The sequence below is a fragment of the Xylanibacter oryzae DSM 17970 genome, from assembly GCF_000585355.1.
GTDB classification, from domain to species: domain Bacteria; phylum Bacteroidota; class Bacteroidia; order Bacteroidales; family Bacteroidaceae; genus Prevotella; species Prevotella oryzae.
Genome location: NZ_KK073873.1, coordinates 1,113,858 through 1,139,301, shown reverse-complemented (window position 1 = coordinate 1,139,301; position 25,444 = coordinate 1,113,858). Strand labels below are relative to the sequence as shown.

16 protein-coding genes are annotated in these 25,444 nt (G+C 36.2%); 7 read left to right on the top strand and 9 right to left on the bottom strand.

What is annotated here, in order from left to right; genetic code table 11:
- Positions 1 to 188: 188 nt before the first annotated feature.
- Together nifJ and XYLOR_RS04680 are read right to left on the bottom strand one after the other, a co-directional pair.
- Positions 189 to 3,749: a pyruvate:ferredoxin (flavodoxin) oxidoreductase gene (nifJ, locus tag XYLOR_RS04685; protein ID WP_036877418.1), complete on the bottom strand. Its 3,561-nt coding sequence runs from the start codon at positions 3,747 to 3,749 to the stop codon at positions 189 to 191.
- A gap of 39 nt (positions 3,750 to 3,788) precedes the next feature.
- Entirely contained in the window at positions 3,789 to 4,976 is a 1,188-nt protein-coding gene (locus XYLOR_RS04680; RefSeq protein WP_036877415.1) for an ATP-binding protein, read from the bottom strand.
- Between the two features lie 127 nt (positions 4,977 to 5,103).
- Here XYLOR_RS04680 and XYLOR_RS04675 point away from each other — a divergent pair, with 127 nt between their 5' ends.
- On the top strand, positions 5,104 to 6,159 hold the full coding sequence (locus XYLOR_RS04675; RefSeq protein WP_036877412.1) for a hypothetical protein: 1,056 nt from the start codon (positions 5,104 to 5,106) through the stop codon (positions 6,157 to 6,159).
- Complete coding sequence (locus XYLOR_RS04670) at positions 6,156 to 7,805, top strand: glycoside hydrolase family 43 protein (protein ID WP_036877410.1); 1,650 nt, start codon at positions 6,156 to 6,158, stop codon at positions 7,803 to 7,805. Before XYLOR_RS04675 ends, XYLOR_RS04670 begins: the two co-directional genes overlap by 4 nt.
- A 271-nt stretch (positions 7,806 to 8,076) precedes the next feature.
- Here the strand turns inward: XYLOR_RS04670 and XYLOR_RS04660 are convergent, their stop codons facing one another.
- Together XYLOR_RS04660 and rlmD are read right to left on the bottom strand one after the other, a co-directional pair.
- A complete protein-coding gene (locus XYLOR_RS04660) occupies positions 8,077 to 9,162 on the bottom strand; it encodes a porin (RefSeq protein ID WP_036877405.1) in 1,086 nt (361 codons plus the stop codon).
- 2 nt (positions 9,163 to 9,164) lie between these two features.
- Positions 9,165 to 10,598, bottom strand: a complete 1,434-nt coding sequence (gene rlmD / locus XYLOR_RS04655) for a 23S rRNA (uracil(1939)-C(5))-methyltransferase RlmD (protein WP_036877402.1) — start codon at positions 10,596 to 10,598, stop codon at positions 9,165 to 9,167.
- Between the two features lie 379 nt (positions 10,599 to 10,977).
- On the opposite strand from rlmD, the gene ppdK reads away from it, so the two are divergent.
- Positions 10,978 to 13,698 (top strand): pyruvate, phosphate dikinase, encoded by a 2,721-nt coding sequence (gene ppdK, locus XYLOR_RS04650; RefSeq protein ID WP_036877398.1) that lies wholly within the window; start codon positions 10,978 to 10,980, stop codon positions 13,696 to 13,698.
- Positions 13,699 to 14,029: 331 nt separating this feature from the next.
- Positions 14,030 to 15,367 carry an NADP-specific glutamate dehydrogenase gene (locus tag XYLOR_RS04645; protein ID WP_036877396.1) on the top strand — a complete coding sequence of 446 codons (1,338 nt, stop codon included), beginning with the start codon at positions 14,030 to 14,032 and terminating at the stop codon, positions 15,365 to 15,367.
- 64 nt (positions 15,368 to 15,431) lie between these two features.
- Here XYLOR_RS04645 and XYLOR_RS04640 read toward each other — a convergent pair whose 3' ends face one another.
- From XYLOR_RS04640 to uvrB, 4 genes are all read right to left on the bottom strand, one after another.
- Positions 15,432 to 17,747: a putative porin gene (locus XYLOR_RS04640; protein WP_036880705.1), complete on the bottom strand. Its 2,316-nt coding sequence runs from the start codon at positions 17,745 to 17,747 to the stop codon at positions 15,432 to 15,434.
- Positions 17,748 to 17,752: 5 nt separating this feature from the next.
- Positions 17,753 to 17,998 carry a hypothetical protein gene (locus XYLOR_RS04635; protein WP_245601946.1) on the bottom strand — a complete coding sequence of 82 codons (246 nt, stop codon included), beginning with the start codon at positions 17,996 to 17,998 and terminating at the stop codon, positions 17,753 to 17,755.
- A gap of 12 nt (positions 17,999 to 18,010) precedes the next feature.
- Positions 18,011 to 18,640: a DUF4468 domain-containing protein gene (locus XYLOR_RS04630; protein ID WP_036877393.1), complete on the bottom strand. Its 630-nt coding sequence runs from the start codon at positions 18,638 to 18,640 to the stop codon at positions 18,011 to 18,013.
- A 96-nt stretch (positions 18,641 to 18,736) separates the two neighbouring features.
- Positions 18,737 to 20,779, bottom strand: coding sequence for an excinuclease ABC subunit UvrB (uvrB, locus tag XYLOR_RS04625; protein ID WP_036877390.1), 2,043 nt, complete (start codon positions 20,777 to 20,779; stop codon positions 18,737 to 18,739).
- A gap of 143 nt (positions 20,780 to 20,922) precedes the next feature.
- Here uvrB and XYLOR_RS04620 point away from each other — a divergent pair, with 143 nt between their 5' ends.
- From XYLOR_RS04620 to XYLOR_RS04610, 3 genes are read left to right on the top strand one after another with little or no spacing between them, the layout of a single operon-like run.
- A complete protein-coding gene (locus XYLOR_RS04620; protein WP_036877389.1) occupies positions 20,923 to 21,747 on the top strand; it encodes an outer membrane protein assembly factor BamD in 825 nt (274 codons plus the stop codon).
- Between the two features lie 17 nt (positions 21,748 to 21,764).
- The gene (locus XYLOR_RS04615) at positions 21,765 to 22,097 is read left to right on the top strand and encodes a DNA-directed RNA polymerase subunit omega (RefSeq protein WP_036877388.1); all 333 of its coding nucleotides are present in this window, start codon (positions 21,765 to 21,767) and stop codon (positions 22,095 to 22,097) included.
- A gap of 2 nt (positions 22,098 to 22,099) precedes the next feature.
- Positions 22,100 to 22,555: a DUF4293 domain-containing protein gene (locus XYLOR_RS04610; protein ID WP_036877387.1), complete on the top strand. Its 456-nt coding sequence runs from the start codon at positions 22,100 to 22,102 to the stop codon at positions 22,553 to 22,555.
- Positions 22,556 to 22,622: 67 nt separating this feature from the next.
- Here the strand turns inward: XYLOR_RS04610 and XYLOR_RS04605 are convergent, their stop codons facing one another.
- Entirely contained in the window at positions 22,623 to 25,163 is a 2,541-nt protein-coding gene (locus XYLOR_RS04605; RefSeq protein WP_036877385.1) for an ATP-dependent Clp protease ATP-binding subunit, read from the bottom strand.
- Positions 25,164 to 25,444: the final 281 nt, after the last annotated feature.

The following is a 25,444-nucleotide window of genomic DNA, read 5'->3' as shown; positions in this document are numbered from 1 at the left end:
GTTTATTCTGAGGTGCAAAGTTACACGTTTTAAATGGGAAATAAAAATTTATCAGCTCTTTTTTTTTAAAAAATCAAATAAATAGGGATATTTCTTTGATTTATAGTGATTTATAACATCTATATGTTTATTAAGTAAAAAGAGCTGTATCCATAATAGATACAGCTCTTTTTTATATTAGTTGTAATTTATTCCTCACTCCAGTCCATCTTTGTCTGACGAACGTAGCTTTGATAACGTTTCTTAGCCATTTTTTCAGCTTCTGCGAATAATTCTTCAGCTTCATTTGGATACGCCTTCTTTACAGATAAGTAGCGTACCTCACCTAATAAGAAGTCTTGGAATTTGCTCCAATCCGGTTCTTTAGAGTCAAGTACGAATGGATTTTCGCCTTTCTCTGCCAATTCTGGATTGAATCGCCATAGGTGCCAGTATCCACAAGCTACAGCGCGAGCTTCTTCTTCTTGGCTCATACCCATGCCGCCTTTAATCTTAAGACCGTGGTTGATACAAGGAGCGTAAGCTATTACTATTGATGGTCCTTTGTATGCTTCAGCCTCACGGATAGCTTTTAGGCATTGAGCGTTATCTGCGCCCATTGCTATTTGTGCAACATATACGTAACCATAAGTGGTTGCCATCAGGCCTAGATCTTTTTTGCGGATTCTCTTTCCTTGTGCAGCAAACTGTGCTATTGCACCAAGAGGAGTTGACTTAGAAGACTGGCCGCCAGTATTAGAATATACTTCTGTGTCAAGTACCAATATATTAACGTCCTCTCCACTTGCTATTACGTGGTCAAGACCACCATAACCAATATCATAAGAAGCACCATCACCACCGATAATCCATTGACTTCTCTTAACGAGATAATGATCAAGGGTTTTAAGTTCTGTACAGATTGGACATCCGTTTTTAACTCCTGCTTCAATCATCGGAACTAGTTTTTCTGCTGCTGTTTTAGATGCTTCAGCGTCTTCACTGCCGTTAATCCATTCTGTTGCAGCTTCTTTGAATTCTGCAGGTGTGCCTTCTTTTGCAATAACTTCGTTGAGCAACAATGTGACACGTTCTTTCATCTTCTTGTTTCCAAGAACCATACCCATACCAAATTCGCAGAAATCCTCGAACAATGAGTTGTCGAATGCAGGTCCTTGTCCTTTATCATTCTTGCAATATGGTGATGAAGGGATTGATGCAGAATATATTGATGAACAGCCTGTAGCATTAGCAATCATTTCACGATCACCATACAACTGACTGATAAGTTTAACATAAGGAGTCTCACCGCAACCTGCACAAGCTCCAGAGAACTCGAATAGAGGTTGAGCAAACTGAGAATTCTTAACATTAGACTTTATGTCAACTAGATGTTGTTTGCTCTTAACGTTCTTTGTAAGATATGTCCAACGAGCTGCTTGTTCTTCATCTCCAGCAAAAGGAACCATAGTAAGAGCTTTGCCCTTCTTAGGATTACCAGGACAGACATTCGCACAATTGCTACAACCAAGACAATCCATTACACTTACTTGGATAGCAAAATGCATACCCTTCATTGCTGCAGGAGCCTTCATCTCAATTGTTGTTGAATCAAATCCCTTTAATTCTTCATCATCGAGAACAAATGGGCGGATAGCTGCGTGAGGGCAAACGTATGCACATTTGTTACACTGTATACAGTTTTCTGCATCCCATTTCGGAACGAAAGCTTCAACGCCACGTTTCTCAAATGCTGATGTTCCTGTTTCCCATGAACCGTCTACAGTACCATGATTAATGAAATCAGATACTTTTAATAAATCACCTGCTTGACCATTGATTGGACGAACAAGTTCTTTAATAAATGCAGGTGCATCATCTTCGATGTCATTTTCATCCTTTAGATTAGCCCATGCTTTATCAACAGTTAGTTGTTTGTATTCACCACCACGGTCTACTGCTGCATAGTTCTTGTCAATGACATCTTGTCCCTTCTTACCGTAGCTCTTTACGATGAATTTCTTCATCTGCTCAACAGCTAAGTCTACTGGGATTACTCCTGTAATACGGAAGAAAGCACTCTGTAGAATTGTATTTGTACGGTTGCCAAGACCAATCTCTTGTGCAATCTTTGTCGCATTAATTATGTATACTGTAATGTCATTTTGAGCGAAATAACGTTTCACTTTATTTGGAATAAAGTTGATAAGTTCTTCACCATCAAATATAGTATTCAACAAGAACGTTCCGTTCTTCTGTAGTCCACGTGTCACATCATACATGTGCAGGTAAGCCTGAACATGACAAGCAACGAAATTAGGTGTGTTAACCAAATATGTGCTACGTATTGGTTTATCACCAAAACGTAAGTGTGAACATGTGAAACCTCCTGACTTTTTAGAGTCATAAGAGAAATAAGCCTGACAGTGTTTATTAGTGTTGTCACCAATAATCTTAACAGAGTTTTTGTTTGCACCTACAGTACCATCTGCACCTAGTCCGAAGAATTTAGCCTCAAACATTCCTTCTCCACCAAGAGCCATCTCCTCAACAAGTGGAAGTGATGTGAATGTAACATCATCAACTATTCCTAATGTAAAGTGATTTTTAGGCATATTCAGATTCAAATTATTGAATACTGAAATTATCTGTGCAGGAGTTGTGTCATGAGAGCCAAGACCATAACGACCGCCAACGATCAATGGTCTGTCTTCAACGTCATAGTAAGCGCTCTTAACATCCAGATAAAGAGGCTCACCTTCGGCTCCTGGTTCTTTTGTACGGTCAAGAACGGCGATCTTCTTTACAGAAGCAGGAACAGATGCTAATAAATGTTTTACTGAGAATGGACGATATAGGTGTACTGAAATCATACCAACCTTTTCTCCGTTTGCATTTAAGTAATCAATAGCTTCACGAGCAGCTTCTGTTGCAGAACCCATAAGAATGATCATACGGTCTGCGTCTTTAGCTCCATAATATGAGAACAAGTGATACTCACGACCTGTTATCTCACTTATTTTACCTAGATATTCTTCAACTACTTCTGGAACCTTGTCATAATATTTGTTGGAAGCTTCACGGTGTGTAAAGAAAGTCTCTGGATTTTCTGCAGTACCACGAGTCAAAGGACGCTCTGGTGTCAAAGCGCGATCGCGGAAAGCCTTAATGTAAGACTCATCTACTAATGGTCTAATATCTTCATCATCAAGACTTTCTATCTTATGATATTCGTGTGATGTACGGAAACCATCGAAGAAGTTAATAAAAGGAACACAAGTCTTAAGCGTAGCAAGATGAGCTACGGCAGACATATCCATAACTTCCTGTACAGATCCCTCGCATAACATGGCAAAACCAGTTTGGCGGCAAGCCATAACATCCTGATGATCACCGAAAATACATAGAGAGTGAGAAGCTAGTGTACGAGCAGATACATCGAATACACAAGGAAGCAATTCACCGGCAATCTTATACATATTAGGTATCATAAGTAGAAGACCCTGTGAAGCTGTAAATGTCGTAGTTAAAGCACCAGCCTGTAAAGAACCATGAAGTGCACCGGCAGCACCGCCTTCTGATTGCATTTCCTGAACAGAAACCGTCTGTCCCCAAAGGTTTTTACGGCCACGAGCGGCCCACTCGTCAACATGCTCTGCCATCGGAGATGACGGAGTGATAGGGTAGATAGCTGCTACCTCACTAAACATATAGCTTATGTGTGCAGCAGCTTCATTACCATCACAAGTGATAAACTTTTTTTCTTTCATTTTACTTGATAATATTAATGAATAACTTATTATTTTAATTTAATACAAGAATCCCAATAGCCACAAAGGTATCATATTATCATGACCTATCTCTGTATTGTATCGGGCATATATAGTATCTGGATTGACGCGTATTTTACTGTTCTTCTCGGCATCGCAAATACGAAATTTTTTGTTGCCGTCTATTATATAATAACTTTCCTTTCCTCCTTGATTCACTAGGTGATCTTTCCACATGGTATTGACAAAAAAAGTTTCCATCAGTTCTTGCTTTTCAACATGAATAGGATATATGACATACATTAAGTTTGTGTTGTGCATCATTACTTTAGAAGGCTTTTTGGGAAATGTTTGTCCTACCGGATAAATGATATTGATTAGTCTGGCGTCTGCAAGATACTTTATATAGTTCATAACAGTTGCTCGGCTTGTCTCAATTTGTTGAGCTAACTCGCTAATATTAGGTGCATGAGGTCCGTCAACTGATATCTGGTAAAATAGTTTCTTTATCTTTGTCAGATACTTTAGTTCTATCTGTTTGATAAGCAAGATATCAACCTCCGTTGTCATATTCATGGTCTTAAGAAGATTCTCTGAGAAGTTCCTGTTCTCAAGAAAAAAAGGATAAAAACCATGATGAATATAATCTTTAAAGTATTTTGAAGGCCGTGCATTTGGCAGAATATCCTTGATAATGTGTTCGTGATTGGATATTATTTCATCAAGAGAATATGCTCTAAAGTTATTATTTGTTTGTAAATTAAGATATTCTCTAAACGAAAATCCTCTAAGATTATAACTTTTAACTATACCATTAAGCTCTGGGTTCTCTTCTTTAAGTCTCATTACACTGGATCCTGTAAATATTATTTTCAAATTAGGATATTGGTCATAACATCTACGAAGTTCGCTACTCCAATTTGGCTGTTTAAAAACCTGATCAATAAGAAGTACCCTGCCACCATTGTGATAGAATTCACCTGCAAAATCATCTATGCCTCTTCCTTGGAAATAAAAGTTGTTCATATTGACATATAGGCATTGACGGTCATATACATCAAAATGTTCCTTGGCATATTGCAGTAGGAAGGTCGTTTTACCAACACCACGCGTCCCTTTGATACCTATCATTCGGTCGTTCCAGTCAATCTCGTCCATAAGTCCGCGACGTACTTGAGCATTGGTGTGCTCTACTAAGTAAGCGTGAGTACGAAAAAAAGCCTCCATATATAGTTTAATTTGTTTTCGAGGTGCAAATATAGTATATATTTCTTAATTTGCAAAGTGTAGGTGGCAAAATCTCGTTTTTTTTTATTATTTTTGCACCAAAAATAGAATAAATAATAAAAAATAAGTGAAACTACATATTTTTAACCCAGAGCATGATATTGCACTTGCTTACAATGATCCCAATATCACAGCCCCGCACTTAGTAAGACAACTTCGTAGAGATCTTGCATATATGCCCGTTTTGTGGGCTGATGATGGTGATGCTGTATTGGTAGATGATGTTGAATCGGCTCAAAAAAATGCCATAAAGTTCCTACATAAGAAACCTATGGTTATTTTTATTACTAAAGAAGAACTTAATGTCCTCAAATTTACAGAAATACAACCATGGGGATGGGATAAAGCAATCTGTCATCAATTGACTTCTTATGGCTTTGGTGATTATTCTATGCCGGACGATTTAACGCTAAAGAGAATAAGGGATTTGTCTAATAGGGTTGAAACGATTCTTCTTATGGCTAATTTGCGTGATGGATTGGAAGACATTACATGTGGCAATATTAATTATTGTACTACTGTAGAAGAGATTATGGCTATATCATTAATGGAAGGAAGTGTAGTCCTTAAAGCTCCATGGAGTAGCAGTGGCCGTGGTATTAGATTTGTGAACGATAGTCTTGATGTTCCTCTCAGGGGTTGGTGTAATAATTTATTGAATTTACAAGGAGGCATAATAGTTGAGACATATTATAATAAGGTTAAAGATTTCGCTATGGAATTTTATTCTAATGGTCTTGGGGAAGTTTCTTATCGCGGATTGTCTTTTTTTGATACAACAAAAGGCGCATACTCGGGTAATTTATTGGCTACCGATGAGTTAAAAGAACAGATGCTCGCAGAATACATCCCAAAAGAAGTTACTGATGAGATTAAATTTAGAATATGCAATATGATGGGGGATGAGCTCAAAAATGTATACAAAGGTCCATTTGGCGTAGATATGATGGTAGTAGCAGATAGAGAAAGTTCAAAATTTTTATTAGATCCATGTGTCGAAATTAATCTAAGGCGTACGATGGGACATGTTGCTCTTGCAATTAGCCCTGATGACAATGAGAAACAAGCTTTGATGAGAATAAACTACAATAAAAATTACAAACTAAAAATTAACAAGCTATGATGAAAAGTATATTCTTGGTGCTTGTTGCGGTACCATTAGTTTCATATTCACAGTACCGTTCTGAAGTATGGTCGCCTGACAATGGCGATGGTACTTACACCAATCCGGTTATTAATGCAGATTACAGTGATCCAGATGCTTGCGTAGGAGCTTCTGGTTCTGATTTTTATCTTACTTCAAGTTCTTTCAATTGTATACCTGGTTTGCCTATTCTTCATTCTAAGGATCTTGTGAATTGGGAAATAATAGGTCATGCTATAAAACAGCTTACTCCTGAGTATGTCTTTAACAAAACACAACATGGTAATGGTGTATGGGCTCCAAGTATACGTTATCATAATGGTGAGTATTATATTTATTGGGGTGACCCTGACTATGGCGTTTTTATGGTAAAGACGAAAGACCCTGCAGGTGATTGGAGCAAACCTGTTTGTGTTATTCCAGGTAAGGGCATGATAGATACGACTCCATTATGGGATGATGATGGTAGATGTTATCTTGTCAATGGTTGGGCTGGAAGCAGAATTGGATTCAACAGTGTCTTAAGTGTTCGTGAGTTATCATCTGATGGTACATGTGCAATAAGCAATCCTGTTATCGTTTTTGATGGTGGTAATGCTAATCATACCACAGAAGGCCCAAAATTTTATAAGCGCGATGGGTGGTATTGGATTATGTGCCCGGCAGGAGGAGTTGCTACAGGTTGGCAATTAGCAATGCGTTCGAAGAGTCCATTTGGACCATATGAATCAAAAATTGTAATGGCTCAAGGGAAAAGTGATATAAATGGTCCTCATCAGGGCGCATGGATTCATACTTTGCAGGGTGAAGATTGGTTTTTGCATTTTCAAGATAAAGGTGCTTATGGGCGTGTGGTACTATTAGAACCTGTTAAATGGAAAGAAAACTGGCCTGTTATTGGCATTGATAAAAATGGTGATTCTTGTGGAGAACCTGTCAGAAAATATAAAAAACCTAATGTAGGTAAGTCATATCCAGTTATGAATCCAACTGAATCTGATGAATTTAATACTCCTGTTTTAGGTAAGCAATGGCAATGGCAAGCTAATTATCAACAGAATTTTGGTCAACCAACGTGTTATGGCTATTACAGACTTTATACCAATAAGTTGAGTGACAAATTTATTAATCTTTGGGAAGCTCCAAATTTATTGTTGCAGAAAACGCCCGCAGATAAATTTACCGTTACTACCAAAATTAGATTTGCTTCAAAGGCTGAAAATCAATATGGAGGTATTATAATGATGGGTATGGATTATAGTGCTTTAGTTCTGAAAAGATTAAATGACGTATTCCAACTGGTACAGATTACATGTCATGGCGCCGATAAAGGTAAAGATGAAAAAGTCAATGTGTTAGCTACGTTGCAACCTACAGAGAGAGATCCTCTGCAATATCAACCTGCAATATACGAAGATGTATATTTAAGAATGTCTGTCGATGCAGGTAAACTACATTTTTTTTATAGTCGTGATGGAAAAAAGTTTTTAATGGTAGGTGAGGAGTTTTCTATCAAAGAAGGAAAATGGATAGGTGCCAAGATGGGCTTAGTCTCAGAAGAACCTTACAGCAAATCTAATAGAGGATATTTAGATGTTGATTGGTTTAGAGTATCTAATAAATAATTATTGGATTACATACGCAACAATACATATTACAATTAATAACACTGTCGTGATAATCATAAAAAACAAAAGCCATTTACTTATAAGTTTTTTCCTTTTAATAGAGTTAAGACTTTTGTACTTAAATTCTGTCGCGCCATCTTTGTGATGCTGACTTGGTTGATTACGATTCCCATTCATAATTATGTTAGTTTAAAGTTGATTGCGCAAATTTATATATAAAAGACGGTATATCCAAAAAATATACCGTCTTTTATCAATTTTTTTTATTTTAGAAGCTGACAGAAACTTGGCAGTCTATCATATTGTAATTAGGTTTGGCAAGAGAACGGTCATTCACTCTCACGTAATCTAGTTGAGCTTTAACCTTTTTATAGAATATATAATCTACACCTACCTCATATTGATTGTTGCTATTTGCCCATGTATTGTCTGGTCTATAACAGCTATATCTTGCTTTAACGTGACATATATCTTTTTGAATAGGTGCGATAGCAGACATGTACCATCCATCAGCTTGGTCACCAAGTGCCTCATTTATATTAGTATTAGATTCACTCTCTTCTTTAAAAGCTTTACCCTCGCTATGTATGTATTCAGATCTGAAAGTCCAGTCGTTTTTTATATATTCACCGCTAAAAGCATATCTGTTACGGTCAAGACTCGTTATTGATTTTGTTATTGCATCTTTTCTTGCATAAGTTCCAGACCATCCAAATGTTCCTAATCTCAAACCTTTTATAGGCATTATCCAAAAACCTCCAATAAGATCTTTTTTGTTGTCTATATCAGTCGTATTTGTTCCTTGACCGTTATATACTGCAACCTGATAATGTAAAAGATTCCTTCCACACGAATTCTTAAGAAAATCACCTTGCAGCTGTATTCCGACATCACGACCATTGGAAGAATGCTCATTGTTTCTATCTTCGAATCCGGCGAATTTTGAAATTGGAGTTGAATAACCAATAAATCCCTGTTCTATTGGTGCAATAGGGTTTTCAAAAGTGAATGCACGCTTGAATTGACCTACTTTAATTTTTGCGAAATCGTACTTTTGCCATTCTAGAAAAGCATCAACAATACGTGGCCCGCTAGCGCTTCCTGGTGTTCCGTTAAGTTGTGTTTGAATTTTGAAGTAGAACTGCTTAGCGATTTTCCCATCTAAAGATAGCCTTACTAGTCTAAGGCTAAATTTATCATGCGGTGTTATTCCATCTTGACCGCTGTATTGATATTCACTAATAACATATCCACTAAGGTTTACATTTTGAAACCAGTCTTTACTTAATCCCGTTTGGGCTTTTACAAGTACTGCAGATGATAATATTACTGCAGTAATAAATAATTTTTTCATTTTTATGCTTCTGTTGTTTCTTTTCTTTCTAGTTGTACAACATTTTCTACATGAGGCGTATGTGGAAACATATCAACAGGCTGTACTGCTGTTACTTTATACATGCAGTCTAGGTCTGCTAAATCTCTTGCTTGTGTTGCTGGGTTACAACTTACATATACTATTCTTTTTGGTGCAGCCCTCATTATAGTCTTTATTACATCAGGATGCATTCCTGCTCTTGGTGGATCCGTTATAATTACATCTGGTTTACCATGCTCTAATATGAAATCATCTGTAAGTATATCTTTCATGTCACCTGCATAAAATAATGTGTTTTTTATATCATTGATTGATGAATTTACCTTTGCGTCTTCTATTGCTTCTGGTACATATTCAATGCCGATAACCCGTTTAGCTTTTCCAGCAACAAAGTTTGCAATTGTTCCTGTCCCTGTATACAAGTCATACACAGTTTCGTCTTGATTCAATTTTGCAAAGTCTCTTGCAACTTTGTATAAGTGATAAGCTTGTTCAGTATTGGTTTGGTAAAAACTTTTTGGACCAACTTTAAATTTAAGGTTTTCCATTTCCTCAAAAATATAGTCATTACCTTTAAAGGTTTTTATTTCCAAGTCCCCAATAGTGTCATTACCTTTTTGATTGTTAACATACATCAATGAAGTGATTTGCTTAAAGTTATCAGCAATATATTGAAGTAATCCTTTTGCTTTTTCTTCATCAGCTTGTTCCTCGTAATGGAATTGGATAATTACCATCCATTCGTTAGTGTTCGAGTTTCGTATAATTATATCCCTCAGGAGACCTTTTTGTTCTCTAAGGTCAAAGAAAGATATTTTATTATTTAATGCATAATCACGTATCGCATTCCTGATTTCATTATGCAGTCCATCCATCAACCAACATTTTTCTATAGGTAGAATTTTGTCAAAGGCCCCTGTGATATGGAAACCTACTGCATTCATGTTATCGAACTTTTCACCTGATTCAATTTGATCTTTAGTGAGCCATCTCTTATTTGAACATCCAAATTCTAGTTTATTTCTATATTCTTTAGTCTTAACCGAACCTAATATTGGATTAAATTCAGGTAATTCAATCTTTCCTATTCTAGTAAGTTGGTCGAATACTTGTTTTTGTTTGAATTTTATCTGTTCTTCATAAGGTAAATTTTGCCATTTACAACCACCACAGATTCCAAAATGTTCACACATTGGCTTTACACGTATGTCACTATAAGATTTAAATCTTACTACTTCAGCTTCACAATAGTGATGCTTCTTTTTCCTTATTTGGATATCTACTATGTCACCAGGAACAGTAAAAGGGACAAATATAACCATGTCATCAACTCTTGCAAGAGACTTTCCTTCTGCAGCAACATCTGTTATTGTTATATCTTCCAATAATGGTAATTGTTTCTTCTTTCGTGTCATTTCTTTATTTTGTGGGTGCAAAGGTATAAAAAATAAATGATATATAACATAATTGGTAAAAAGAATTAACCTACTTATTGTACCATCAATAATATCGTTTATGTATTGGAGCTTTTTAGCCAATTTGTATATTTTATACAGGCATATTTTTATTTATATAATTTACATTACTATATATTACATAATTTTATAGTTTACCTGTTACAGGTATGGCATTGAGTTTCGTTTTCAGTTGTATGTGAATTATGTAAAAGCTCAAAATGTAAGGTCTACATTGCAATTTTTCATCATTTTTCTTGTTGATAACAAAAAACTGTATTATATTTGCATATATTATAAGTATTTTAAATTTAACGAGTGAAAAAACATAAACAAAATTATGAGAGAAAAAAGAGTTTATACCTTTGGTAACGGAAAAGCTGAAGGTAAAGCGGATATGAGAAATCTGCTGGGTGGTAAGGGCGCAAATCTTGCTGAAATGAATCTTATCGGAGTACCTGTACCTCCAGGCTTTACAATAACGACAGATGTTTGCAATGAGTATTTTGAGAAAGGCAAGTCTGATGTAGTCGCTATTTTGAAAGAAGATGTAGAGCGTTCAGTAAAGCATATAGAGACATTAATGAATAGTAAGTTTGGTGATTCTGCCAATCCTCTTCTTGTTTCAGTTCGTTCTGGAGCCCGTGCATCCATGCCTGGAATGATGGATACTATTCTCAATTTAGGTCTTAATGATGACGTTGTTGTTGGTTTAGCTAAGAAAACTGGTAATGAGCGTTTTGCATACGATAGTTACCGTCGTTTTGTTCAGATGTATGGGGATGTCGTTATGGGATTAAAGCCTGTAAATAAAGAAGACATAGATCCCTTTGAAGAGATAATACAACAGGTCAAAGCTCAGCGAGGCATTAAATTGGATAATGAAATGACTACTGAAGAATTGAAACAACTGGTTTCGTTATTCAAAAAAGCTATCAAAGAACGTACCGGTCAAGACTTCCCTAATAATCCAATGGATCAACTTTGGGGAGCTATTTGTTCAGTCTTTGACAGTTGGATGAATGATCGCGCTATACTTTACCGTAAAATGGAAGGTATTCCATCTGAGTGGGGTACAGCTGTAAGTGTCATGGCCATGGTATTTGGTAATATGGGCAATACATCTGCCACAGGTGTCTGTTTCAGTCGAGATGCTGCTACTGGTGAAAATATATTTAATGGTGAGTATCTTGTTAATGCTCAGGGCGAAGATGTTGTTGCTGGAATTCGTACACCGCAACAGATAACAAAAGAAGGTTCTTTGCGTTGGGCTAAACAGCAAGATATTAATGAGGACATACGTTCAAGCAAATATCCGTCAATGGAAGAAGCTATGCCTGAAATATTTGGCCAATTAAATGCTTTACAAGAAAAACTAGAGAAGCATTATCATGATATGCAAGATATGGAATTCACTGTTCAAGAAGGAAAATTATGGTTCTTGCAGACTCGTAATGGTAAACGAACAGGACCGGCTATGGTAAAAATAGCGATGGATTTACTTTATGAAGGTCAGATAGATGAGAAAACTGCTTTAGGGCGTTGCGAACCAAATAAATTAGATGAACTTTTGCACCCCGTATTTGATAAGACGGCACTTAAGCAGGCCAAAGTTCTTACTCGCGGGTTGCCGGCATCACCAGGTGCAGCATGTGGACAGATCGTTTTTTTCGCTGACGATGCAGAGAAATGGCATGCTGATGGGCATCAAGTAATCATGGTTCGTATTGAGACGTCTCCTGAAGATCTTGCAGGTATGTCAGCAGCAGAAGGTATTCTTACCGCTCGTGGAGGTATGACAAGTCATGCGGCGGTCGTTGCAAGAGGAATGGGAAAATGTTGTGTGTCAGGAGCTGGAGCTATTAATGTAGACTATAAAGTTCGTTCAGTTGAAATTGACGGTGTGATTCTCAAGGAAGGTGATTATATATCACTTAACGGAAGTACAGGTGAAGTCTATTTAGGGCAAGTAAATACAAAACCAGCAGAGGTTACAGGTGATTTTGCAGAACTTATGAAATTATGTGATAAGTATACTCGTCTAGTCGTACGTACTAATGCTGATACTCCTCATGATGCAGAAGTTGCACGTAATTTCGGTGCTGTTGGTATAGGCCTCTGTCGTACTGAACACATGTTTTTTGAAAATGAGAAGATCAAAGCAATGCGTGAGATGATTCTTTCTGACACATTAGAAGGCAGAAAGAAAGCATTAAGTAAACTACTTCCTTATCAGAAGCAGGACTTTTACGGAATATTGAAAGCAATGGATGGTTTTCCTGTAAATATCCGTCTTTTGGATCCACCTTTACATGAATTTGTCCCTCATGATCTTAAGGGACAAGAAGAAATGGCAAAAGAGATGGGAGTTAGTGTCCAGAAAATACAGCAGCGTGTAAACAGTTTGAGTGAACACAACCCGATGTTAGGACACCGCGGATGCCGTCTTGGTAATACATATCCAGAGATTACGGAAATGCAGACAATGGCCATTTTAAGCGCAGCCATACAGTTAAAGAAAGAAGGTTTTGATCCTCATCCGGAAATAATGGTCCCTCTTATTGGTATAGTAAATGAGTTTGATCTTCAAGAAAAAGTTATACGCGAAACTGCTGCTAATTTGTTCAAAGAAGAAGGTATTGAATTGCCATTCCGTGTAGGTACAATGATAGAAATACCTCGTGCAGCTCTTACTGCTGATTATATTGCTAAGAATGCAGAATACTTTAGTTTTGGAACTAATGATCTTACTCAGATGACTTATGGTTATAGTCGTGACGATATAGCAAGTTTCTTACCTGTATATCTGGATAAAAAGATACTTAATGTAGATCCTTTCCAGGTATTAGATCAAAAAGGAGTAGGAGAGTTGATAAAGATTGCCGTTGAAAAAGGACGTAAAACGCGTCCGAACCTTACTTGTGGTATTTGTGGTGAGCATGGTGGTGAACCTTCATCTGTTAAATTCTGTAATAGAGTAGGTTTGAATTATGTAAGCTGTTCTCCTTTCCGTGTACCCATAGCACGTTTGGCAGCAGCTCAAGGAGCTATCGAAGGATAATATTCTTATATATTATATTAGGCGGTAATGATTTATTCATTACCGCCTAATTTATTTTTATCTAGAATTAATATCTGATAAATTATTAGAATTATTGATCGTTTCAAGTTTAAATGTGGAAAAATAGATTATATATATTACGGAATGAAACTTTTTGTGTAATTTCATAAATATAGCTAAAAAACAACATAAAGAAAGTTTATTCTCAATTATTAGTTGTTTTTGTTGCTTATTTCGTCTGAAAAATGTAACTTTGTCGCAAAGAAATAGATTTTAATGACTAAGAGTATAGCAAACTTAATACAAATTTAAACAACCAAAAAAGAAAATTATGAATGCATCTAAAGTAGTTGAAAATCTCAAACAGAGATTTCCAAACGAGCCTGAGTACATCCAGGCAGTAAGCCAAGTGCTTGTAACAATTGAAGAGGAGTATAACAAACATCCTGAGTTTGATAAGGCAAATCTTATTGAACGTTTGTGTATACCAGACCGTGTTATTGAGTTTCGAGTATCTTGGGTTGATGATAAAGGTAATGTACAGACCAATATGGGTTACCGCATTCAGCATAACAATGTTATAGGTCCATATAAGGGAGGTTTACGTTTTCACAGATCAGTTAATCTTGGTATCTTAAAATTCTTAGCTTTTGAACAGACATTCAAGAATTCGCTCACTACGCTACCTATGGGTGGTGCAAAGGGTGGTTCCGATTTTTCTCCGCGCGGTAAGAGTGATGCAGAAGTTATGCGTTTTTGTCAAGCATTTATGAGCGAACTATATCGTCATATCGGTCCGGATGTTGATGTTCCTGCTGGCGACATAGGAGTCGGTGGTCGTGAGATAGGTTATCTCTTCGGACAGTATAAAAAATTGACGCATGAGTGGAGTGGTATTCTCACAGGTAAAGGATTGGAATATGGAGGTTCACTTATACGTCCGGAAGCTACTGGTTATGGTAACGTTTATTTCTTGTGTGAGATGCTTAAAACCCGTAATATAGATATTAAGGGCAAAACCATACTTGTATCTGGTTCAGGCAATGTTGCACAGTATACTACCGAGAAATGCATACAATTAGGTGCTAAAGTTGTTACACTATCAGATTCTGATGGTTATATTTATGATCCTAATGGAATTACATCAGAGAAACTAGCTTTTGTTATGGAACTGAAAAATATTGAACGTGGCCGTATAAAGGAGTATGCTGATAAATTTGGTGTTAAGTATGTATCAGGAGCTAGACCATGGGGCGAGAAAGCTGACATTGCGTTACCTTCTGCTACTCAGAATGAAATTAATGGTGATGCTGCAAAGACTCTTGTTGCTAACGGGATTTTCGCTGTGAGTGAAGGAGCTAACATGCCATCTACTCCAGAGGCAATTAAAATATTTCAGAATGCAAAGATTCTGTATGCTCCTGGTAAGGCTGCTAATGCAGGAGGTGTATCTGTATCAGGTCTTGAGATGAGTCAGAATTCTGAGCGCTTGAGTTGGTCTTCAGCGCAGGTTGACAAAATGTTACATGAAGACATCATGATGAATATACACGAGAATTGTGTTAAATATGGTACAGAGTCAGATGGTTATATCAACTATGTTAAAGGTGCAAATGTAGCAGGTTTCATGAAAGTTGCCAAAGCTATGATGGCACAAGGTATTGTGTAATTTATAATATTATAGCCTTAAATAAAAACCTCTCAAGCAAGAACTTGAGAGGTTTTTTATTTTTTTAGTTGAAGAAATTCCATGAAACACCGAAGCGGAAAACTCTTCCATTAAGAGGGTAGTGTGGTGTGAAAAAGTAATCACTACCTCCCGTAACATGACTCATCATCACAAAGAATCTAGTATGCTTCAAATGCATATTGGCATAAACATTAACAATAGGACAATTTCCAACTTCTGTCTTATCATTGCTATTCTGAACGCAGTATTGTCCTAGTACTGGGCTATAGTCTGGTGCATAATATTTTGTGAAATATCTTACATCTCCACCAAGGTCAACTTTAAGTACGTGTGATATCATAAAGCGAATGTAAAGATTGCTATAGATATTCACATCAGGTACCGGTAATATATTAGAATTTGTACTCTTTTGATAAGTAATCTGATTTTCCCAGTTTAGCGGTCCCAATGTAAAGTCTTGACTTAATTGCGCGGTCAACAAACTTATGTTTTCACTGCTTTGATTTACAGAAACAGTATTACCAGTCCTACCAAAAGAGCTTGTTATATTATACGCTTGAGCAAAATATGTATAATTTTGTATATTATCTACAGCTATACGGAGATTTGTACGTGTACGTTTAATAGAAAAGTCCCCTTCAATATGAGTACGTATTTCCTTATCAAGTCCGTCATTATCCCACCATAAATGTTTAGACTGGTAATGTCTGTAGAAAAATGTTGGATTCAGTCTGTATAAATAAGCCTTTACCGCTAACTGCACCGTATCATTAAGGATTTTGAAATTCAAGTCCGCTTTTCCATCAATCTTTAGCTGTCCGGCATCTTTCCCGACTAGCCATGTTTCAGCCATAATATTATAATGTAGTAAATTGCCCTGAGTTTTACTAAGTTGTCCACCAACGCTGATATCATGTTCACCCCATGATGTAGTTCCTGTTCCAGTATTGTCAGGCATTGAAATATTTCGATATTCATGTGAACCAAAGACTTTTAATCCAGCTTTGGCATATTTATTAAATCCTTCAAGTAATGCTATAGCAAAAGTATTCTTTATTGAATAAAATTTTATATTATCATAAATAGAATCTCCACTTAGAATACCGTCTTTATAATATGTATTGGCATAATAGTCTTTGGGAGTATTATATGCTTCATATATGCGTGAATAGTTGTTAAAATCAAGGGTATGTATAAAACTAGTAACGGGTACATACTCATTTTTTAGCCATGAAGTATCCTGTTCAGCCTTCTTTGCTGCTGCAAGGAGACTATCTGATTGTGATTTACCATTTACCGATATTCTGCCATTCACTTTTTTAGCACTGTCAGAAGGTTCATCACCTACGATTTTTGCATCTGCCGGCCTACCAATTAAAACCTTTGGCGTTTCCTGTTCGTTTTCTTTATTATTTTGATTTTTGGCGTTTTCTGCTTTTTCTTTTTCTTTCTTAGCTTTATTTTCTTTAGCAGATTCAAGTGCAAATTTCTTAGCTTTTATCTCTTCATCTGTCATTTTCACCTTACGGTTGAATCCAATATTATATCTATGAGAAAGAAATATATGTTGATTGTCATTCCTATTCCAGTTTTTTTCTAAAACAGTTGGTATTTCATTTTCGCCAAAATTATCATTAAAACTTTCCGGATGCGTTATATAGTTATCATCAGTAATTCCACCATTTTCTGAAACCTTTTCATGATTTGACGAAAATAAAAAATGCATATCATATCTGTCTCCTATGTATGAAGCATATAGAGAACCGTTAAAATGACTGGTACTTTGATTCGAATAAAACCCTCGTCCGTATAGGTAGTCAAACTTAAATCCCAAACCAATTTTTTTGCCTGAATTGACAGCAAATAAGGCCTTGAAATGATCTTCTCCATTTGTTTTATTTCCACAGTCGTTATAAGATATATTTGTTATCGGTGATAACGTATTTGTGAACTGGAATTTATCTACAGGCGTTATGAAATAGTCGTAGGGATCTGTAAATATGAACTGGCTACCTGTAGTCCTGTCTGTAAAAATACGGTTTACTCTTGGTGATCCGAGATTTCCCGTCGTATTATATTCACCTCTTAGTCCAGACGTGAAAATTGAGTTCATATACATATCCGAAACCGTATCTGGTATAGCTTCAATCCTGTCTCCGAATCTATTATCAATATTCCAGACCTTCAAACCCTTTGGTATTTCTTTATCAGAGCCCAATGAATCTGTCTTATTGTTACGACCATTTTCATTACGTGTTGTAATGTTGCCGTTTTCATCCATTTGTTTATAATTTTGCGCATTAATGCATGCCACCGCACTAGTGCTTAATATTATAGATAAAATGAGTTTCTTTTTCATCTGCATCAACGGTAGGTTATTCTTAATACGGATTCGATAATTTTTATAGCCATTGCAGCCATAATAACAATAGTTCCAGAAAACTCGTCGCTAAATAAATATATCAATAAACCTACTAAAGCACCTATCATGAATATTATATTCAAAATATTTCTCAAGGCCAGATAGCGTTTAGGATTTTCTTCTTTGCTATGGTGTATTGGCCGTTCTAAAGTCTCTTCTACAATCTTATCTACCTTTTCTTTTTCCATTATAAAAATATGTTATTGTTTTTCTGTCAATAGCTCTTTTATGGTTTTGAACAGATAGTCTTTTCTATCTATTGTCTTCCGACGGAATTTTCCACTAATACGTGAAAGCTTCGTCTTGCTCTTGTTCAGACCATTTTTATCTGTAATCCATTCTTCTGCAGAGTAATGGTTGCCGCCTCTGTCTATTTCATAATCATATGAAATTCTATTCATTGTTATTAAAGCCATTCCATCTTTGCATTCTGTTATAATTTGATAGTTGAACTGAGTGCGGTCAAGAGCAAGTGATTTATCCGAGAATATGAGCCATTCTGAATATCTTGCAGCTAATAGACCTTTTATAGAATCAGTTATGACTACATTGCTTTTGCCAATAAACTGTCCTTCTTCTGTTGTCATATCTTCTAAAAAATTGTGCAATGCACTATAGAGTTGTAATTTAGATTTACCGTTTACGTATATTGTATCTGTAAAAACGACTTTCCCATCTATTTCAGGAATAGCCCCTTCTTGTATATATTTTTGATCTGGATTTATTTTTGCCATCGCAGTATTTTTCTCTACTTTTGGTCTTTCCCATACATTCTGCGCCATAGATAATAGTGGCATACAAGCCATTAGTACAATAAAAAGTCTTTTCATGTTTATATTTGGTTTAAATTTATTAATTGGCAAAAATACAAAATAATTATATAATTGCTGGTAATTTAATGTTTTTTGACTTAAACAAGTCTTCTCTTATTTTAATTCCAATTCTTTTTGTAGTCTTATTATTTCATCACGATACTGAGCCGCTTGAATGAAATCCATATTTTTGGCAGCCTGCTTCATCAGTTTTGTAGTGTCAGAAATACTCTTTTCCATTTGTGGTCTTGTCATTCTCATTAATATTGGATCGGCAGCAAAAGCTACATCTTCAGATGGTCCACTATAATATGCTTGACCCGTATATTGACCTTTTTCAATACCTTCAGGTACTGTAGATGATGTTAAACTGCTACCTTTTAGATCTTTGACAATTTGAGTTGGAGTTATATTATGTTCTTCATTATATTTAATCTGTTTAATACGTCGTCGGCTTGTCTCATCAATAGTCTGCTGCATACTCTTTGTTATGCGGTCTGCATACATTATAACCTTGCCATTGACATTACGCGCCGCACGTCCAGCTGTTTGTGTTAAAGACCGTCTGCTTCTTAAGAACCCCTCTTTGTCTGCATCTAGTATTGCAACTAATGAAACTTCCGGCAAGTCAAGACCTTCTCTTAATAGATTAACACCTACAAGAACATCATATTCACCCGCACGTAACCCATTCAAAATTTTCACCCTGTCTAACGTATCAACATCACTGTGTATATAACTGGTTTTAACATTATGATTAAGTAAATACTCCGTAAGCTCCTCTGCCATACGCTTTGTAAGTGTCGTTATAAGAACCCTTTCATTGCGATGACTTCTAGTAAGTATTTCATCTAATAAATCATCAATTTGATTTTCAGACGGTCGTATTTCTATTTCAGGATCAAGTAATCCGGTAGGGCGGATGACCTGTTCTACAACGACACCCTCAGACTGTGCTAATTCATAGTCAGCCGGTGTTGCAGAAACATATATTACCTGATTCGTTATTGATTCGAATTCTTCAAACTTTAAAGGACGGTTGTCAAAAGCAGCCGGTAGTCTGAACCCGAATTCTACCAGATTAGTTTTTCTAGCCCTGTCACCACCATACATAGCATTAATTTGTGGAACACTTACATGACTTTCGTCGATAACCATCAAAAAATCTTTAGGGAAAAAATCAAGCAGACAATATGGGCGTTGTCCAGGTTGCCTTCCATCAAAATAACGTGAATAATTTTCAATACCAGAACAATGTCCCAGTTCCTTGATCATCTCCATATCATATTCCACGCGCTCCTTGATTCTTTGAGCTTTGATAGTATCACCTATCTCGTTAAAATAATTTATTCGTTCTACAAGGTCATCCTGTATTTTTCTGATGGCGAATTCTGTCTGTTCTTTAGATGTGACAAATAGATTAGCAGGGTATATCTGATATTCTTTAAAAGAAGCCATTCTATGTAGGTCAACAGCGTCAACTTCAGATATCTCATCTATTTCATCATCCCAGAAAGTAACTCTCAATATATTGTCACTATAAGCCATGAATATGTCTACCGTATCACCCTTGACACGGAAATTTCCACGCGATAGTTCTATATCATTACGCACATATAATGCATTTACTAGACGACGTAACATTTCGTTACGATCAAGTTTCATGCCTTTTTTTATTGTAATTACATTTTCTTGCATTGATGAAGGTCCTCCCATACCATAAATACAAGAAACAGAGGATACAACAACAACGTCTTTCCTTCCTGATAACAAAGAAGAAACAGTCCTTAATCGTAGTTTGTCAATCTCCTCATTGATAGCAAGATCCTTTTCTATATAAGTGTCAGACGATGGCAAATAAGCCTCCGGCTGATAATAATCATAATAAGATACATAATACTCTACAGCATTTTCAGGAAAGAAACCTTTCATCTCATCGTACAATTGTGCAGCCAAGGTCTTATTATGGCTAAGAACAAGAGTCGGCTTTTTTAAATTTGCAATTACGTTAGCTACAGTAAAAGTTTTACCAGATCCTGTTACTCCCAATAAAACTTGTGATTTGTCGCCACGCTTAAGTCCTTCTGTTAATTGCTGTATAGCTTCAGGCTGATCGCCTGTTGGCTTGTATTTTGATGTTAGTTTGAATTCTCCCATTATGTATAAATCTTGATAGGGAAGGCAAAATTACGTAAATTCTGGATAATAAACGTAATAAAGCGCATTTTTTTGCTAAAAATCATTATCAATACTTTGTATTTAAAGGAATTATGCTTACTTTTGCAATCAAATTTTGCAAAATGAAAAGAAATATACTAATATTATCCGTAATCGCAATTTTGTTGAGCAGTTGTGCCAACGAGTTCAATGCTGTATATAAATCGCAAGATTACGATTATAAATACGAATATGCCAAGGAAAGTTTCGCAACTGGGCATTTTAATAGAGCTATTACATTGTTACAAGAATTGGTAACAATCGAGAAAGGTACTGAGAATGCTCAAGAATGTCTATACATGTTAGGCATGGCAGAATATTGCAGCCATGACTATCAGTCTGCATCTGAATATTTTAAAAAATACAGTTCCACATATCCAAAAGGAACATATGCAGAAATGGCTACATATTATAATGGAGAGTCATTGTATCGTAGTACTCCGGAGGCTCGTCTTGATCAGACAGATACATACAGTTCTATAAGTGCTTATCAAGACTTTCTAGATTTATTTCCAGAAAGCAAATATCATACATTAGCTCAGAACCGTATGTTTGAGTTACAGGATAAGTTGGTACAAAAAGAATATCTTACCGCCAAACTTTATTATAATTTAGGTTCTTATTTTGGAAATTGTACTAATGGAGGTAATAATTTTGAAGCTAGTATAATAACAGCCCAGAATGCTATAAAGGATTATCCTTATACTAAGAAACGTGAGGATTTTATTTTGCTTATAATGAAGAGCAAGTATGGTTTGGCAGAGCAGAGCATTGAATCTAAAAGGCTGGATCGTTTTCGCGATGCCGAAGATGAATGCTATGGTTTTTTAAATGAATTTCCAGACAGCAAATATAAAGATGTTGCAGAGAAGTTCATAGCAGGATGTAAGAAAGAGATAAAAGATTAAAATAAAAATATAAAAAAATGGATTACAAAAAATCAAAAGCCCCGATTAATACCGTAACTCGTAATATTATGGATCTTTGTGATGAGACAGGTAATATTTATGAGAGTGTTGCTATAATCTCAAAACGTTCTAATCAGATTTCAGCAGAGATTAAACAGGATTTGAGCAAAAAACTTGCTGAATTCGCATCATATAATGATAGTCTTGAGGAAGTTTTTGAGAATCGTGAGCAAATAGAGATTTCACGTTATTATGAGAAATTACCAAAGTCAACTCTTATAGCTACTCAGGAGTTCATAGACGGTAATATTTTTTGGCGTGATAATACTAAAGAAAGTAAAGAGAACTAAAGATGCTTCAGCGTAAACAGACCATCTATTTGCTTTTAAGCATAATACTAACTGTTTTAAGTCTTAGTTTTCCAATAGGAACTTATAATCAGGATGGACTTACTGTAGGTACTATGATGAATTTGTGGGTCTTGACATCACAAGGAGCCCACGACTTTGTAGTATGGCCTCTATTTGTAATACAGTTGGTTACTTTGCCAATGGCAGTAGTTGCAATATTTGCTTACCGTAATCGTATATTCCAGTCAAGACTATGTGTTCTGAATATACTACTCCTTATAGGTTGGTATATCGTTTTTATTGTCTATTCGCTTGTCTTTAAGGCTAGATATAATGCAGAGTTTCAATACAGTTATCTATGTGTATTACCTTTTGCTTCAATTATATCATATATTATGGCGCGTAGAGGAATCAAGGCGGACGAAAAGTTAATAAGGGATTCTGACAGAATTAGATAATTCTTTCTGATAATAAAAGAGGCTGACTTAATTAAAAGTCAGCCTTTTTTTATTATTCACTTATATATCAAGAATTTATATTGAATGTAAGAGCCTCTTTATGCGGATCTTTGCCAATACTAATAGTATCACCAGACTTGATGTCCTCTCCAAGAAGTTTTTCACATACGCCATCTTCTATATAATTCTGAATAGCTCTTTTCAGAGGACGGGCACCAAACTGTACATCGTAGCCTTTGCTTGCTACAAGTTCTTTTGCCTTATCTGTTATTGATAAATGATATCCCATGTTTTCAACGCGGTTGAAGAGATTCTTCAGTTCAATATCAATAATTTTCTTTATAGCATTCATATCCAATTGGTCGAAAGTAATAATCTCATCCAGTCTGTTAATGAACTCAGGAGAGAACGTCTTACTAAGACTCTTTTGGATAATGTCACGAGCATATTCCTTATCCTTCTCATTCAGATTAGTTCCAAGTCTACCTGCATTGAAACCTACACCTTGAGAGAATTCCTTCAACTGTCGAGTACCTGAATTACTAGTCATTATTATTATAGTGTTTCTAAAATCGACCAGTCTGCCATTTCCGTCAGTCATTCGTCCCTCGTCCAACAATTGCAGAAGCATATTGAAAACATTTCCATGTGCCTTTTCTATTTCGTCCAATAGAACTATTGAATACGGATGACGCCTTACACGTTCCGTCAACTGTCCACCTTCACCGTAACCAACATATCCCGGAGGAGCTCCAACAAGTCTTGAAACGTTGAAGCTTTCAGTGTATTCACTCATATCAATTCTGACAAGAGCATCTGTAGAACCGAACATTATTTCGGCAAGTTTCTTTGCAAGGTACGTTTTTCCAACTCCTGTAGGACCTAAAAACATAAAAGCTCCGATAGGATGGTTCGGTTCCTTCAAGCCGACACGGTTACGCTGTATCGACTTTACCATTTTGTCTATTGCATTATCTTGAGCGATAACCTCTGATTTTAGTGTATCAGCCATAGCTTTAAGTCTTATGCCCTCAGCCTCAGCAATACGCTGTACAGGAACGCCGGTCATAATAGATACAACATCAGCAACTTCTTTTTCATCAATTACCTGCTTCTCCTCACATTCTCCGTTTGTCCATTTCTTATTCAGGTCTTCCAGTTCCTTTTCCAGTTCTACTTGTTTGTCCCTGTAACTTGCAGCCAATTCAAAATTCTGTCCGCGTACTGCACCTTGTTTTTTCTCCTTTATAAATTGTATTTCCTTTTCCTTCTCAGTAATTTCAGGAGGAACGCTAGTATGACTTAGATGTACGCGTGAACCAACTTCATCAAGGGCATCAATAGCCTTATCAGGGAAAAATCTGTCACTGACATACCTTTCTGTCAATTTGACACATGCCAAAAGTGCATCTTCACTATATTTTACATGGTGATGCTGCTCGTATCTCTCCTTGATATTTTCCAATATCTGCAATGTTTCTGCAGCGGTTGTTGGTTCCACAATAACCTTCTGGAAACGTCTTTCCAAAGCCCCATCTTTCTCAATGCTGTTACGATATTCATCAAGTGTTGTAGCACCTATACATTGTATAGTTCCGCGTGCAAGAGCAGGCTTAAGTATATTAGCTGCATCCATAGATCCTGGTGTGCTTCCAGCTCCAATTATAGTATGTATTTCATCAATGAATATTATTACATCAGGATTTAATTCTATCTCTTTTATAAGAGCTCTGATGCGCTCTTCAAACTGTCCACGATATTTTGTTCCGGCTACAACCGAAGTCATATCAAGACTGACAATACGCTTGTTGAATAGAATAGGAGAGGTGTGGCGTTTCACTATAAGTTGTGCCAATCCTTCAACGATGGCACTTTTACCAACACCAGGTTCACCTATAAGCACAGGGTTATTCTTCTTGCGTCTGCCAAGAATTTCAATAACACGCTGAATTTCTTTTTCTCTTCCTACTACAGGGTCTAACTTGCCTTCAACTGCAGCCTTGGTAAGATCTGTACCAAAGTTGTCGAGAACAGGTGTCTTACTAACAGGTTTACGTGTTGAAGTGCCAACCCTTTCATTTTGTTCGTTACTGCCTTGAGGTCTTAACATCGGATCTTCATCCTCATCCTCATCATCGTCGTCTGGCAATCCTATTCCGTCATGAGGAGCATTCTTCTGATGTAGAATATTTGCAACATCATTATAATTTACATTGTTAAATTCCAGGACCTCTTTTGCACCATTATTTACAGAATCATGCAAAATAGCCAAAAGAATATGTTCAATATCCACTGTATTTGTCTTCTGAAGACGAGCCTCGAGAACAGCAAGCTTAAGAATGTTACTTGCACCCTCATTAAGCACCAGTTCACTAGTGTTTAATGGCGTATTATTATCGCTTTCGCGTACCTTTTCCTCGAGCTTATCCCTTACTGATTTTGAATTGATACCAAATTCAGTTAATAATGAATATATTGGATCTTCTTTTTCCCTCAATATTGCTAACAGTAGGTGCTCCGGACCTACTGATCGACTTGCCAGACGAGCTGCCTCTTCTCTGCTGAAAGCCAACACTTCTGAGACTTTAGGTGAAAACTGACTTGTCATAAACTTACCTTTCTTTATTTATTTTATTAAACATTTCGTTATATACATTATGTCGCATTACCATGTTTGTTTGTCTGCCTTATCAGACGATATACATCATAATTTGAACTGTGCAAATATACAATAAATGATTAACAAAACTCGTGCCAACCTGTTTTTTTTTATTTTTTATCTATTTTTCGCTAAAATGTTTTTTTATGTCGCCAAAATGTGTTACCTTAGCGTACTTTTTGGGCTTAAAATGCGTTAGAATGCAAATAAATGCCCTTAAACGTGATTTT